Source organism: Flindersiella endophytica (genome assembly GCF_054779015.1).
In genome coordinates this window covers 107,705-120,761 of record NZ_BAAGYY010000020.1, presented here as the reverse complement: position 1 = coordinate 120,761, position 13,057 = coordinate 107,705, and the positions used below count along the sequence as shown (strand labels likewise).

The 13,057-nt window shown below is 69.6% G+C and carries 13 protein-coding genes and 1 pseudogene; 9 read left to right on the top strand and 5 right to left on the bottom strand.

The genetic code is table 11. The features are described 5' to 3' along the window. Window positions 1–14 precede the first annotated feature (14 nt). The 5 genes and pseudogenes from ACYVF6_RS23580 to ACYVF6_RS23560 all read left to right on the top strand — a co-directional run bounded on the left by ACYVF6_RS23580 (window position 15) and on the right by ACYVF6_RS23560 (window position 3,909). On the top strand, window positions 15–1,283 hold the full coding sequence (locus ACYVF6_RS23580; RefSeq protein ID WP_460524663.1) for a cysteine desulfurase: 1,269 nt from the start codon (window positions 15–17) through the stop codon (window positions 1,281–1,283). Between the two features lie 14 nt (window positions 1,284–1,297). Next, window positions 1,298–1,771 (top strand): iron-sulfur cluster assembly scaffold protein, encoded by a 474-nt coding sequence (gene sufU, locus ACYVF6_RS23575; RefSeq protein ID WP_460524662.1) that lies wholly within the window; start codon window positions 1,298–1,300, stop codon window positions 1,769–1,771. Next, window positions 1,768–2,091 (top strand): metal-sulfur cluster assembly factor, encoded by a 324-nt coding sequence (locus ACYVF6_RS23570; protein ID WP_460524661.1) that lies wholly within the window; start codon window positions 1,768–1,770, stop codon window positions 2,089–2,091. The genes sufU and ACYVF6_RS23570 overlap by 4 nt, the downstream gene beginning before the upstream one ends. 12 nt (window positions 2,092–2,103) lie before the next feature. After that, window positions 2,104–2,742 (top strand): LysE family translocator, encoded by a 639-nt coding sequence (locus ACYVF6_RS23565; protein ID WP_460524660.1) that lies wholly within the window; start codon window positions 2,104–2,106, stop codon window positions 2,740–2,742. Window positions 2,743–2,915: 173 nt separating this feature from the next. Continuing rightward, window positions 2,916–3,909: pseudogene (locus ACYVF6_RS23560) on the top strand (MFS transporter). Between the two features lie 4 nt (window positions 3,910–3,913). On the opposite strand, the gene ACYVF6_RS23555 reads toward ACYVF6_RS23560, so the two are convergent. Continuing rightward, window positions 3,914–4,495, bottom strand: a complete 582-nt coding sequence (locus tag ACYVF6_RS23555) for an RBBP9/YdeN family alpha/beta hydrolase (protein WP_460524659.1) — start codon at window positions 4,493–4,495, stop codon at window positions 3,914–3,916. A gap of 72 nt (window positions 4,496–4,567) precedes the next feature. Here ACYVF6_RS23555 and ACYVF6_RS23550 point away from each other — a divergent pair, with 72 nt between their 5' ends. Next, a complete protein-coding gene (locus ACYVF6_RS23550; RefSeq protein ID WP_460524658.1) occupies window positions 4,568–4,912 on the top strand; it encodes a VOC family protein in 345 nt (114 codons plus the stop codon). Between the two features lie 63 nt (window positions 4,913–4,975). Beyond that, a complete protein-coding gene (locus ACYVF6_RS23545; protein ID WP_460524657.1) occupies window positions 4,976–5,689 on the top strand; it encodes a DUF3137 domain-containing protein in 714 nt (237 codons plus the stop codon). 69 nt (window positions 5,690–5,758) lie between these two features. Here the strand turns inward: ACYVF6_RS23545 and ACYVF6_RS23540 are convergent, their stop codons facing one another. Genes ACYVF6_RS23540 through ACYVF6_RS23525 form a run of 4 tightly spaced genes read right to left on the bottom strand, consistent with a single transcriptional unit; the run spans window position 5,759 to window position 9,249 of the window. Next, entirely contained in the window at window positions 5,759–7,240 is a 1,482-nt protein-coding gene (locus tag ACYVF6_RS23540) for a sensor histidine kinase (RefSeq protein WP_460524656.1), read from the bottom strand. Then, entirely contained in the window at window positions 7,237–7,923 is a 687-nt protein-coding gene (locus ACYVF6_RS23535; protein ID WP_460524655.1) for a response regulator transcription factor, read from the bottom strand. The genes ACYVF6_RS23540 and ACYVF6_RS23535 overlap by 4 nt, the downstream gene beginning before the upstream one ends. A 5-nt stretch (window positions 7,924–7,928) precedes the next feature. Then, on the bottom strand, window positions 7,929–8,708 hold the full coding sequence (locus ACYVF6_RS23530; RefSeq protein ID WP_460524654.1) for a hypothetical protein: 780 nt from the start codon (window positions 8,706–8,708) through the stop codon (window positions 7,929–7,931). Beyond that, window positions 8,653–9,249, bottom strand: a complete 597-nt coding sequence (locus ACYVF6_RS23525; RefSeq protein WP_460524653.1) for a hypothetical protein — start codon at window positions 9,247–9,249, stop codon at window positions 8,653–8,655. The genes ACYVF6_RS23530 and ACYVF6_RS23525 overlap by 56 nt, the downstream gene beginning before the upstream one ends. A gap of 293 nt (window positions 9,250–9,542) precedes the next feature. On the opposite strand from ACYVF6_RS23525, the gene ACYVF6_RS23520 reads away from it, so the two are divergent. After that, window positions 9,543–11,327 (top strand): periplasmic substrate-binding domain-containing protein, encoded by a 1,785-nt coding sequence (locus ACYVF6_RS23520; RefSeq protein ID WP_460524652.1) that lies wholly within the window; start codon window positions 9,543–9,545, stop codon window positions 11,325–11,327. 42 nt (window positions 11,328–11,369) lie between these two features. After that, window positions 11,370–13,013 carry a gamma-glutamyltransferase family protein gene (gene ggt / locus ACYVF6_RS23515; RefSeq protein WP_460524651.1) on the top strand — a complete coding sequence of 548 codons (1,644 nt, stop codon included), beginning with the start codon at window positions 11,370–11,372 and terminating at the stop codon, window positions 13,011–13,013. The last annotated feature ends 44 nt before the right edge of the window (window positions 13,014–13,057 follow it).

Genomic DNA, 13,057 nt, shown 5'->3' with positions numbered 1-13,057 from the left:
CAGGCGCGAAACCGATGACCGTGTCAGGGCTGGACCCGCAGGAGCTGGACCGGATCCGCAAGGACTTCCCGGTTCTCGAACGTGTGCTGCCGAACGGCCAGCCCCTGGTCTATCTCGACAGCGCCAACACCTCGCAGAAGCCGCGCCACGTGATCGAGACGCTCGACGAGCACTACGAGCGCCACAACGCCAACGTGGCCAGGGCGATGCACACGCTCGGCCAGGAGTCGACAGAGGCGTTCGAAGCCGCGCGCACCAAGATCGCGGAGTTCGTCAAGGCACCGAGCGTCGACGAGGTGATCTTCACCAAGAACGCCTCGGAGGCGCTCAACCTCGTCGCCAACACGCTGGCCTGGGCGGACGCTCCGTACGGCGTGAAGGCCGGCGACGAGATCGTCATCACCGAGATGGAGCACCACTCCAACATCGTGCCGTGGCAGCTGCTCAGCCAGCGGACGGGCGCGACGCTGAAGTGGTTCGGCTTCACCGAGGAAGGCCGCCTCGACCTGTCGAACGTCGACGAGCTGATCAACGAGCGCACCAAGGTGGTCTCGCTGGTCTACGTCTCCAACATGCTCGGCACGGTCAACCCCGTACGCGAGATCGCGCAGCGGGCGCACGAGGTGGGCGCGCTGGTGGTCGTCGACGCGTCGCAGGCGGTGCCGCAGCTGCCGGTCGACTTCTCGACGCTGGGCGCGGACTTCGTGGCGTTCACCGGGCACAAGATGTGCGGGCCGACCGGCATCGGGGTGCTGTGGGGACGGCGCGAGCTCCTCGTGCAGCTGCCGCCGTTCCTCGGTGGTGGCGAGATGATCGAGGTCGTCCGGATGGAGCGCTCGACCTACGCTCCGCCGCCCTACAAGTTCGAGGCGGGCACGCCACCGATCGCACAGGCGATCGGGCTGGGTGCCGCGGTCGACTACCTCTCGGCGATCGGCATGGACAACGTGGCCGCGCACGAGCAGGCGATCCTGGCCTACGCGCTCGACGGGCTGAAGTCGGTCAGCGGCCTGACGGTCCTCGGACCGCAGGAGGCCGTGGATCGTGGCGGCGCGATCAGCTTCGAGATCGACGGCGTGCATCCACACGACGTCGCGCAGGTGCTCGACGAGCTCGGTGTCGCGGTGCGTGCGGGGCACCACTGCGCGTGGCCCGCGCATCGCCGGCTGGGCGTGCAGGCCTCGACCAGAGCCTCGTTCTACCTCTACACCACCACCGCGGAAATTGACGCGCTGGTCGACGGCGTTGAGCAAGTGAAGAAGTTCTTCAAGGTGTCTAGCTAGGGACGTAACTGACGATGCAGGTCGAGGCGCTGTACCAGGAGATCATCCTGGACCACTACCGCAGCCCCCACGGCAAGGGACTGCGGGAGCCGTACGACGCCGAGGTTTACCACATCAACCCCACCTGCGGCGACGAGGTGACGCTGCGGGTGCAGGTCGTCGACGGAGTGGTTCAGGACGTGTCGTACGACAGCCAGGGTTGCTCGATCAGCCAGGCGTCGGCATCGGTGCTCTACGACCTGGTGCGCGGCAAGAGCGTCGACGACGCGATGAAGCTGCACGAGGAGTTCCTCGGGCTGATGCAGTCCAAGGGGCAGCTCGAGCCCGACGAGGAGGTGCTGGAGGACGCCGTGGCGTTCGCCGGCGTCTCCAAGTACCCAGCGCGGATCAAGTGCGCGCTACTGTCGTGGATGGCCTGGAAGGACGCGACGGCCCAGGCGCTGGACGGCAGTGGTGACTCGAATGGCTCGAATGGAGAGGGTCGATGACCGAGGCGACGAAGGTTTCCGAAGACGATCTCCTCGAGGCGATGAAGGATGTCGTCGACCCCGAGCTCGGCATCAACGTCGTCGACCTCGGACTGGTCTACGGCGTGCAGCTCGGTGACGACGGCACGGCGACGCTCGACATGACGCTGACGTCGGCGGCGTGCCCGCTCACCGACGTGATCGAGGACCAGACGCAGATCGCACTCGACGGGCTGGTCGACGCGTTCCACATCAACTGGGTGTGGATGCCGCCGTGGGGTCCCGACAAGATCACCGACGATGGGCGCGAGCAGCTGCGGGCGCTCGGCTTCAACGTCTAGCTCGCACGCTCCGTGATCTCGGCTGAGCGGTTCGCCGCCTTCCTGGCCGCCGCTGTCGTGCTGGCGGCGATTCCCGGGCCAGGCATGCTCTACGTCGCCGCGCGCACGCTGGGCGGCGGCCGGCGCGAAGGGCTGATCTCGACTGCCGGCACCGCGATCGGCGGCAGCGTGCACGTTGTGGCCGCGGCGCTGGGGCTTTCTGCTCTGCTGGCGACGTCGGCGGTGGCGTTCACGGTCGTGAAGTACGTCGGTGCGGCCTATCTCGTGCTCCTGGGCCTGCGACTGCTGTGGCAGGCCCGCCGGCAGCTGGCCGCGGTCGAGACCGTGGCGCTGCGGGGCGTCGGCTCGGGGTGGGCGGCGTTACGTCAAGGCGCGCTGACGGAGGCGCTCAACCCGAAGACCGCCTTGTTCTTCCTGGCGTTCGTGCCGCAGTTCGTCGACCCGGCGGGCGGCTGGGTGATCCTGCAGTCGGTGGTGTTCGGCGTGATCTCTGTGACGCTCAACAGCCTGGCCGACATCGTGGCCGTGGGCCTTTCGGGCGTCGTACACCGTCGGCTGGCCCGGCAGGGCGGCCCGGCGCCGCGCTGGCCGAAGGTCGCGTCCGGCAGCGCGCTGCTGGCGCTCGGCGGATATGCGGCTGTCGAGGGCTAGTTTTCGTTGTATCGTTTCGATTCGTGGTGAGTCCCGAGTCAGACAGATGCGCGCCGCCGGTTGCTCGGCGGCGGGCTGCCTGACCGTTTTCTTTCACCGGTCTGTGATCGACCTCGCATCCAGCGACCGGACACGTGTGTCCACATCCGTGTCTTTCGTCCGGGAGTCGATCCGTGCCTTTCTTCGTTCATGTCCTCAGCCTTGCCGTGTTCGCGCAGGGCACGTCGGAGTTCATGCTGGCCGGTCTGGTGCCGGGAATCGCCGCCGACCTGGAGCCACGCGGCGGAGCCGCAGATGACACAGCGGTGGGTGCCGCCGCGAGCGAGCTTCGCGCTGTTGTTCGCGACCCGGGTCATCGCGGCGGTCGTCAACGCCGGGTTTCTCGCGGTCGCGATGTCGGTGGCGACCGCGCTGGTGCCGCCCTCGAAGCACGCGCGCGCCACGGCCGTACTCATCTCGGGCGTGACGCTGTCGTGCGTGGCCGGCGTACCGGCCGGCGCGCTGCTGGGTGCGTGGGCCGGCTGGCGTTCGGTCTTCTGGGCGGTGGCGGCGCTGGCGCTGGTCTTCCGTTCTGCACCAAAGGGCGCGAGCCGTACGGAGGTGTCGCTCCGGCAGGAGGCCCGCGCGCTGCGGTCGCGGCCCGTGCAGGTCCCCCTCGTACTCGCGGCGCTGGTCAACGGCGCCACGTTCGCGACGTTCGCCTACCTGGCGGTGATCGGAACGGAGGTCGCTCGGCTGCCGGAGGTCGCCGTTCCGGCCCTGCTCGCGGCGTTCGGCGTGGGCTCGTTCGCGGGTGTGACGGCGGCCGGCCGGCTGGAGGACGGCCGGGCGCTGGTGCCGGCGGCTGTCGTGCTGCCCGCCGGGTGGGTGTTGCTGGCCGTGGCCGGTGGGCAGGTGATCGCGCTGTTCGGGCTCGCGCTGGTGCTGGGCGCGTTGTCGTTCGGCGTCGGCTCGACGCTGGTGGGCCGGGTTATGCGGGAGGCGTCGGCGGCGCCGGCGCTGGGCGGGGCGTTCGCCACGGCGGCGTTGAACGTCGGTGCGTTCGCCGGCCCGTTGCTGGCCGGCGTCGCGACCGAGACCACGCACGACTACCGGGCTGCCGCCTGGGTCAGCGCCATCCTGGCCGCGGCGGCGCTCGCGATGCTCGCCGCCGCGCCCCAGCGCTGACGCGTCAGTCGATCAGCTTGTCCAGCAGCTCGAACGTGGGGTACGGCTGGTTGTAGTCGCCGAAATGGCCGTCGTCGCGGACGATCTGGGTGCCGCCGAGCCGCTCGAACATCGCACGGCCCTGCTTGTCGTCGCAGCCGTACGGGTCGTGGCGGGAGTTGACGAGGTAGAGGTCGCGGACGTGGGCGCGGATCGCGGCCCAGTCGTACTCCGGCTGCAGGACGGGCTCGTCGCTGGTGTTGGGCTGCGTGGAGTAGCCGGCGACCAGGATCGCCTGCGCGACGGGCACCTCGATGTGCTGGAGGACAGCCAGCAGCAGTGCCGCGCCACCGGAGTGGCCGACCAGCACGGTCTGCTCGTCGAACGCGTGCGCGGCCAGCACTTTTGGCAGGAACGTCGCGATCGGCTCGACGTTGAGGTCGGGATAGTGCGGCACCTCGACGGCGTAGCCGCGCTTGGTCAGCTGGTCGCGCAGCCACGGCAGCCATACGACGTCGGGGTTGGCGTTCGTCCCGTGGAAGATGATCGCCTTGCGGTTCATGTGCGTCTGGTCCTCTCCGGTGTCCGGTGCTTTCGAAGAGGACATCGGAGCCCGGTCCTCGCCTTCGACATTTCCGGCGGCACTTCTGCCGACAGTTTCATGCGACACAATATGCCGATGATCACAGGCGCTCATTCCCTCGTCTACAGCAGCGACCCCGACGCCACTCGCGCGTTCTTCCGCGACGTCCTGGAGTTCCCGTACGTCGACTCCGGCGGCAACTGGCTGATCTTCGCGCTGCCGCCCGCCGAGGTCGCCGTACACCCCGGCGAGACCGGCGGCAGCGAGCTCTACCTGATGTGCGACGACATCGACAAGACGGTCGCCGAGCTCGCCGGCAAGGGCGTGGAGTTCGACGGCGGGATCGTCGAGGAACGCTGGGGACGGCTGGTCAGCGTACGGGTGCCCGGCGCCGGCACGCTCGGGCTCTACGAGCCGAAGCATCCGATCGCGCCGCACTGAGGGGGCACATCCCGGGGCCCGTTGCGCCCGGCTTGACGTTGTTTGTCCGGTAACGTGCCGCGGGTGGGCACAGCACTCATCCTCGTGATCGTCATCGGCGGCACGCTGCTGTTCGCCGGCGGCCTGATCTGGTTCCTGGTTTGGAACGGCCGCCAGGTCGCGGCCGACGAGAAGGCGGCGCTCGGGCGGCTGCGGCAGGAACTGCCCCAGCGCGGCTGGACGTACGCCGAACGCGACGACCGGTTCGCCGAGGTCTACAACGCGCAGCAGGAGCGCCTTCCGCGCGATCCGATGCGCCCGTTCGTGGGCCCGCCGAAGGCGTCGGCCGCCCGCGACGTGATCACCGGCACCCACCGCGGGCGCCCGTTCCTCGCCGCGACGTTCCGGGCTTCGGCCAACGGCCAGGTCGCCGACAACCTCTGCATCTGGGTGCGAACCCCCGCTGTCCGTCCGTACGTCGACCTCACCAAGACGGTCGCGCTGGCCAGCTCCGTCAACGAGGCCATCGGCCGCGACCTGCGTACGGGAAACCCCGACTTCGACCGGGCGTTCGACGTCACGACCGACGATCCGCAGTTCGCGCTGGCGGTGCTGACGCCGCGGCTGGCGGAGTTCCTGCTCACCACCGACCGCGACTACCGCGGAGTCTGGCTCCAGGCCGACTTCGTCGACGCCAGCGATCAGGTCCGCGACCACCGCGACCCGCGCCACCTGCTGCCGGCGCTCGACTTCCGCTGCGACATCCTCGACCGCATCCCGCCGCAGATCTGGGGCTAGGCCGTTCCCGGCGGAGTTCCGCCGGTGCCACGACCGGGGCCGCGGCGAGGCTGACGCCGCTGGGCGAGCTCACGCTCCGTCACCGGCAGCGCCGTCGAACCTGGGCAACACGATGCGGAAGCGGGCGCCCTCACCGACCGCCGTCTCGAGCTCGACGCGGCCGCTGTGGGCGGTCACGAGGGACTGGACGATCGCCAGGCCGAGGCCGGCCCCGCCGCCCTCGGCGCGGTTGCGCGAACTGTCGGCCCGGTAGAAGCGGTCGAAGGCCCGCCCGGCCTGCTGCTGCGACAGCCCCGGCCCTTCGTCCGCGATCTCGAACACGGAAGACCCATCCAGCGTTCCGACGCCGATCCGGACGGGTGTTCCCGGCGGCGTGTGGGCGATCGCGTTGCCCAGCAGGTTGCTCACGACCCGCCGCAGCCTGGCCTCGTCGCCATTGACCGGGGCGGGTCCGGCGGGCCCGTCGCCGCCGGGGCCCGTCAGGGTCACCGGACGGGTCGGGTCGAGCGCACGCAGGTCGTGGCGAGCGTCCGACGCCAACGTACGAAGGTCCATCGGCGTCGGCTCGACGACGACGGCCGACTCGTCGAGCTGGGCCAGCAGCAACAGGTCCTCGACGAGCTCGACCAACCGCGCCGACTCGGCCTCGATCCGGCTCATCGACAGCTCGACGTCGGCCCGCTCCGGCAGCGCGCCCATCCGGTAGAGCTGCGAGAACCCCTTGATGCCGAACAGCGGCGTACGCAGCTCGTGGCTGACGTCAGAGACGAACCGCCGCATCCGGGCCTCCGACTCCGCCCGCGCGGTGAACGCCTGCTCCAGCTGGCTGAGCATCGTGTTCAGCGACGCAGAGAGCCGGCCGACCTCGGTGTTCGGCCCGGCCAGCTCCGGTACGCGATGCGACAGGTCGCCGCTCGCGATGTCGGCCGCGGTCTGCTCGATCCGCCGCAGTGGTGCCAGCCCGGCCCGGACGGCGTACCAGCCCGCCACCGCGAGCACGGCCAGCAGGACGAGCCCGGTGCCGAGCGTGATCGCCCGCAACCGTCCGATCGTCGCGTCGATGCCGGCCAGCGAGGCCGCGACGACGACCGAGCCGTCCGACGTCGCGTGCGGCATCGCGAACACGCGCCAGCGGGCCGAGCCGTTCTTGGCCCGTACGTCGAAGCCGGCTCCGCCGCGCGCTTCCACCGCCGAACGGGTCAGGCCGTCCAGCTCGGGCACGTCGTTCGCCGCCACCGGCTCGGCGCGCAGCTGGTGGCGGACCGTTCCGTCGGCGCCGACGTAGGCGATGTAGCGGCTGCCGAGGAACTCCAGCGCCCGCGAGACGTTCTCCTCCGTCATCGCGTCAGGTCCGGTCGCCATCTGCTCGACGGGCGCGTTGGTCAGGACCTGGGCCAGCGGCTCGAGCTGGTCGTCGATCCGGCCGATCAGGTAGCCGTGCAGCAGCGTGCCGACGACGCCGCCGCTCACCAGCAGCCCCACTCCGAGCAGGCCGACCGTGAGCACCAGCAGCCGGGCGCGGACGGAGAGCCGGCGAATCCGCGCGATCATTTCGGCCTGCGGACGACGTAGCCGACGCCGTGGACGGTCTGGATCAGCCTGGTCTCGTCGACGTCGACCTTGCGGCGGAGATAGCTGATGTAGGTGTCGACGATGCTGGCGTCACCGCCGAAGTCGTACTGCCAGACCTCCTGCAGGATCTGGGCTTTCGACACCACCCGGCCGACGTTGCGCAGGAGGTAGTGCAGTAGCCGGAACTCCGTCGGCGACAACCGCACCGGCTCGCCGTTGCGCGACGCCTGGTGCCCGTCCGGGTCGAGCTCGATCCCGCCGACGTGGAGGACCGCGTCGGCGGAGCCGTTGGTCCGGCGCAGGATCGCGCGGATCCGGGCGATCAGCTCGTGCAGGTCGAACGGCTTGGTCACGTAGTCGTCGGCGCCGAGCGTGAGCCCGGCGACCTTGTCGGAGGTCTGGTCGCGCGCGGTGAGGAACAGCACCGGCACGTGCCCCCCGGCCGGGCGGGGCTGCTCGCGCAGCCGCCGGACCACTTCGAAGCCGTCCATGTCGGGCAGCATCACGTCGAGCAGGACGAGGTCGGGCGGCTCGGCCACCGCCGACAGCAGCGCCTCCGCGCCGGTCGCCGCCGAGCGTACGGTGAACCCGGCGAACCGCAACGTCGCCGACAGCAGCTCGCGTACGGTCGGCTCGTCATCGACTATGAGCAGGCTTTCCATGGCTCTCATTCTGGTTGAGCTTGCTGAGCGCGGTCGCTGTCCATCCACCTACCGCTCCGGCGGCCAGGCCGAAGGTCAGCGCCGAACCCGCCGAACCCCAGCTCACCCGAGACCGAGGTGAGCAACGCGCAGGCGAGCAGCGTGCCGCCGGCGGCGAGGGCGGCCCGGACCGGGCGGGCTGCCCGCAGCCCGATCGCGAGCACGATGATGACCGAGCAGCCACCCGCGACCAGCCGCGGCCAGCAGCCCTCGGGCAGCCCGTCGAGTCCGGGCACGTCGACGACGAACGGCACACCGAGCCCGTACGGCACCGCCAGGCCCACGGCGTTCGGTGCGCCGAGCAGCGCCAGGCCGGCGACCTGCGGCCGGCCCCTGAACCAGGCCGGCCGCGAGCCCGCCGAGCAGGCAGAGCCCGCTCGCCGCCAGCAGGACGACGCCGATCGCCGGCACCGACCGCCGGACCGGCTCGAAGCGCAGTCCACGGCACCCCGGCCGGGCAGCTCGACCGTTCCGGTGCCCGCGAGCGTCACCAGCCAGGCGAGCACGCCGCAGGAAAGCAGCGTGGCACCGGCCCGGACGGCCAGCCCCGCCGAGCCCGGCTCGCGACGGCGGAGCGGAAGGGCGTAGACCGCCACCAAGGCAAGGACTCCGGCGCACGTCACACCCAGCGGCAGCGCGCTGAGCGTGCCCTGCAACGGAACCACCCGGGTCTCCAGCGCCAGCTCCACGTCACCGCCGGCGGCCACCGCGACCACCGCCGCGACGAGGCCGCCCGGCACCGGCACGTCCAGCAGCGCGCATCCACCCGCCGCCAGGCCCTGCAGGACGTGAGCCCCTAGACATTGCGGGTGCGGCCAGCAGCCGGCCCCGCAGGGGCATGGCCGTCGGCGTGGTCCGGATCATTCCGGTGGCGTGCTCGGACGTGACGACCATGACGCCGAGGACGCTGATCACCAACTGCACAAGGAAGAACGACTGCAGGCTCTGCATCGTCGGGTCGAATGCCGCCTGCTCGCCGGCCGTCATGTCGGTATATCGGCGGGCCGTGCTGGACGTGACCAGCGCGCTCATGCCGATCCCGATGACGAGCAGGGCCAGCAGCGTGTAGGCCGTGGACCGCAGGCTGCGCAGCTTCGTCCACTCCGAGCGGGCCAGGTCCGCGAACGTAACCGTGTTCATCGGCCCGCTCCGTACTCCACCGACCCGCTTCCTGGCGACGCGTTCCAGCCCGACCAGCGCGAGCACCTCCTCGACCCGCTTACGCGGCAGGTGGTTGCTCCGGGCCAGCCAGAGCAGATGGTCGTACGCCCGGCGTGGCCCGTGCACGGCCGGCGGGTCCAGCAGCGCGCCGATCTCGCGCAGGGGCGCGCCGGCAGGTCGGCGTAGCCGGATCGCTGGCCTTCTCCTGTGGAGATCTGGGAGAATACTGAGAGCGCGTGGATACGTACCCACCGTTCGTGCGGAGGCCGATTCCGGAAACACTTTGTAAGAAGCAGGTTGCGGCCCTTGCAGTGACACGTTCATAGACGAGAGGTTTGGGCAGGAGGGTTTGTGCCCAAAACTGTCCGATCCGCGGGCTGTTCAAGCACACCCGAGCACAGATGCTGGAGGATCAACTCGTGTTGTCTCGTCGCGAGACGCTGAAGCTCCTCGGCGGGGGAATCGCGGGGAGCGCTCTGCTCGCCGCATGCGCACCAGGAGGTGATGCCGCCAGGCAAGGCGAACTGGCCGAGTTCCACGGCGGCACCGACTATCTGCTCCCGCCGGTCGGTCACTTCAACTACCTGCTGGGCGTACCCGACTCGATTCTCGGTGACATCTTCTACACCGACCTCTTCCTCACGCCGCCGGCGATGTACCGGTGGAAGGAGAAGAAGTGGGAGCCGATGCTCGCCGAGTCGTGGAAGCTCGACCCGGAGGCCAAGACGTTCACGCTGACCCTCAAGAAGGGTCCGACGTGGAGCGATGGCAAGCCGATCACGAGCAAGGACGTCGTGAGCACCTACTGGTGCAACCGCGCGCTCCGCAACACCGCGTGGGAGTACCTCACCAACGTCGAGGCGAAGGACGAGCAGACCACGGTCTTCACCATGGGTGAGGCCTCGACGGTGCTCGAGCGCTACATCCTGCGCCAGCGCATCCTGAGCGACGCGCACTACGGCACGTTCGCCGACGAGGTGAAGAAGTTCTTCGACGCCGGCTCCGACCTGGACGGCAAGGGCGGCAGCGCGCTGGTCCAGAAGCTGCAGAAGTTCCGCCCGGACGAGGCCATCGTCAGTGGTCCCTTCAACTTCGACTACAAGAACATCACCGACGCGGAGCTCACGTTCGTCAAGAACGACAAGGGCTATGCCGCCGACAAGGTGGCGTGGGACCGGATCGTCGTCCACAACGGCGAGACTCCGGTGATCAGCCCGCTCGTGCTGGCCAGGAAGATCGACTACGCGACGCACGGCTTTCCGGTGGCGACCGAGAAGGCCATCATCAAGAAGGGCTACCGGATCATCCGGCCGCCGGTCTATTCCGGCCCGGCGCTGCTGTTCAACATCGGGAAACTCCCAGAGTTCTCTGACGTCAACGTACGCCGCGCGCTGGCGCACGCGGTCGACCGTAAGCAGAACGGCGAGGTGTCGCTCGGCAAGTCCGGTGTGGGCGTCGACAAGATGGCCGGCTTCTCCGAGAACCTCCTCAAGGACTGGCTGTCCGAGGAAGACATCGCGAAGCTGGATCCCTACGAGTACGACCAGGCCAAGGCCGCCAAGCTGCTGCAGCAGTCCGGCTGGAAGAAGCAGGGCGGCGGGTGGGTCAAGCCCGACGGGAAGCCCGCGAAGTACACCCTCGTCTTCCCGGCGGAGTTCGCCGACTGGTCGGCCGCGGGCAAGGACCTCGCAAGCCAGTTGTCGGCCTTCGGCATCAACGTCACGCCGAAGGGTGTCACGGCGACCCAGCAACCGATCGACGTCGACAAGGGCAACTTCGAGCTCGCGATCCAGGCCTGGGGCGCGTCGGACCAACCGCACCCGCACTTCGCGTTCACCCAGGCGCTGTTCACCCACAACATCCCGATCGCCAAGAACCAGGGCGGCAAGGGGATGGGCTTCGAGCTGAAGCAGAAGACCGAGGCGTTCGGCGAGCTCGACCTCGAGAAGGTCGTCGTCGAGGCCGGCGAAGGGCTCGACGAGGCCACGCAGAAGAAGAACGTCACGACCGCGGCGATCGCGTTCAACGAGCTGCTGCCGCTGCTGCCGTTGTTCGAGCGGTACGGCAACAACCCCTGCCTGGAAGGCGAACGCGTCGACAAGTGGCCGCCGGACAGCGACCCGTTGCTGCAGAACGCGCCGTACGCCGACAACTTCACCGTGATGCTGATGTACGAAGGCAAGCTGAAGCCCAAGAAGGCGTAGCACCTCGTCCGGCAAAACTCCAGAGAGGAAGCGGTATCCCAGGTGATCGGATTCCCCAAGGCGGATGCGCAGTCGGCGGACTGGTCCCGGCGCCGGATCGCTCCGGCGTTCGGTACGCGCGGGATGGTGACCGGCCAGCATCCGCTGGTCGCGCAGACCGGGCTGGACATCCTGAAGAACGGCGGGAACGCGGTCGACGCCGCGGTCGGTGCGGGGCTGGTCGCCGCGGTCGTGATGCCGGAGATGTGCGGGCTGGGCGGCGACCTGTTCGCCGTCCTGCACGATCCGGCATCCGGCCGTACGTTGTCGGTGCAGGGGAGCGGCATCGCTTCCCGGCACGCGACGATGGAGCAGATGCGGCGGGCGGCGGAGACCGCGTCTCCGGCATTTCGTGGACGTGGGCCGTTCTCAGTGGCGGTGCCGGGCATGGTCCACGGCTACTTCACGTTGCTGGAGAGCCTTGGGACGAAGAGTTTCGCCGAGCTCGCCGAGCCCGCGATCCACTATGCCGAGGGGTATCCGATCTCCCCGGTGGGCGTGTCGTTCATCGACAAGTTCGCCGAGCTGCTGGCGGCGTTCCCGGCGTCGGCAGCTGTGTTCCTGCCCGGCGGCGCGCCGCCGGTGCCGGGGTCGATCTTCCGCCAGACCGGGCTCGCCCGGACGCTGCGGCTGATCGCGGAGGGCGGGCCGTCGGTGTTCTACTCGGGCGAGATCGCGGCCCAGATCGCTGCCGCTGTTGCCGAAGCGGGCGGTGAGCTCGGGGTCGACGACCTGCGCGACCACACGACCGACGTCACCGAGCCGCTCTCGACGACGTACCGCGACTACACCGTCTACGAGACCCGCCTGCCCAGCCAGGGCCTGATCGTACTGGAGGCGCTGAACATCGCCGAACAGTTCGACCTGCGCGCGATGCGGCTCGGCAGCCCGCAGGCAACGCACACGCTGGTCGAGGCGACCCGGCTGGCGTTCGCGGACCGGCACGGCCACTGCATGGACCCGGCGTTCGGCCGTTCGCCGGTCGACGTACTGCTCTCGAAGGACTGGGCGAAGGAGCGGGCCAGGGAGATCGGCTCGACCGCCAACCCCACCATCCAGCACGGCGAGATCGCGGCCGGCGACACGACGTACCTGAACGTCATCGACGGCAACGGGATGATGGTCTCGCTGATCCAGTCGGTGGCGGCGAACTTCGGCAGCGGCATCGTCGCCGGCGAGACCGGGGTCGTGCTGAACAACCGGGCCAGCCAGCTCTCGCTGGTCGACGGGCACCCGAACGTCTTCGAGCCGGGCAAGAAGACCGTGCACACGTTGAACTGCTACCTCATCGCCGACCCTGCGGGGAAGCCGGTGCTGGTCGGCGGCACGCCGGGCGGGGACCGGCAGCCGCTGTGGAACGTGCAGGTCATCACCGGCCTGATCGACGCCGGGTGGGACGCGCAGCAGGCGATCGAGCAGCCGATGTGGTTCGGTGCGCGCTTGCCGGATGGCGGTTTCGAGATGTCGCTGGAGGCCCGTGCGGGCGAGGCGACGCACCGGGCGCTGGCCGAGCGCGGGCATCGGGTCGAGCTGGTGGATGACTGGGCTTGTGAGAGTGGGGTGCAGGTGATCGCCAGGGACCCTGTGACCGGTGTGCTGGTGGGCGGCAGCGATCCGCGCAGCGAAGGCCTCGTACTGGGGTTCTGACCACCCAACTGGCGCTCGAAGCTGCGCGCAAGCTTCCCCCGGCG

Excerpts from the sequence above, each read along its gene's own strand:
- ACYVF6_RS23570 (WP_460524661.1), top strand. The coding sequence starts at position 1,768 with ATGACCGAGGCGACGAAGGTTTCCGAAGACGATCTCCTCGAGGCGATG.
- ACYVF6_RS23550 (WP_460524658.1), top strand. The coding sequence starts at position 4,568 with ATGATCACAGGCGCTCATTCCCTCGTCTACAGCAGCGACCCCGACGCC.
- sufU (WP_460524662.1), top strand. The coding sequence starts at position 1,298 with ATGCAGGTCGAGGCGCTGTACCAGGAGATCATCCTGGACCACTACCGC.
- ACYVF6_RS23555 (WP_460524659.1), bottom strand. The coding sequence starts at position 4,495 with ATGTCCTCTTCGAAAGCACCGGACACCGGAGAGGACCAGACGCACATG.
- ACYVF6_RS23540 (WP_460524656.1), bottom strand. The coding sequence starts at position 7,240 with ATGATCGCGCGGATTCGCCGGCTCTCCGTCCGCGCCCGGCTGCTGGTG.
- ACYVF6_RS23580 (WP_460524663.1), top strand. The coding sequence starts at position 15 with ATGACCGTGTCAGGGCTGGACCCGCAGGAGCTGGACCGGATCCGCAAG.
- ACYVF6_RS23535 (WP_460524655.1), bottom strand. The coding sequence starts at position 7,923 with ATGGAAAGCCTGCTCATAGTCGATGACGAGCCGACCGTACGCGAGCTG.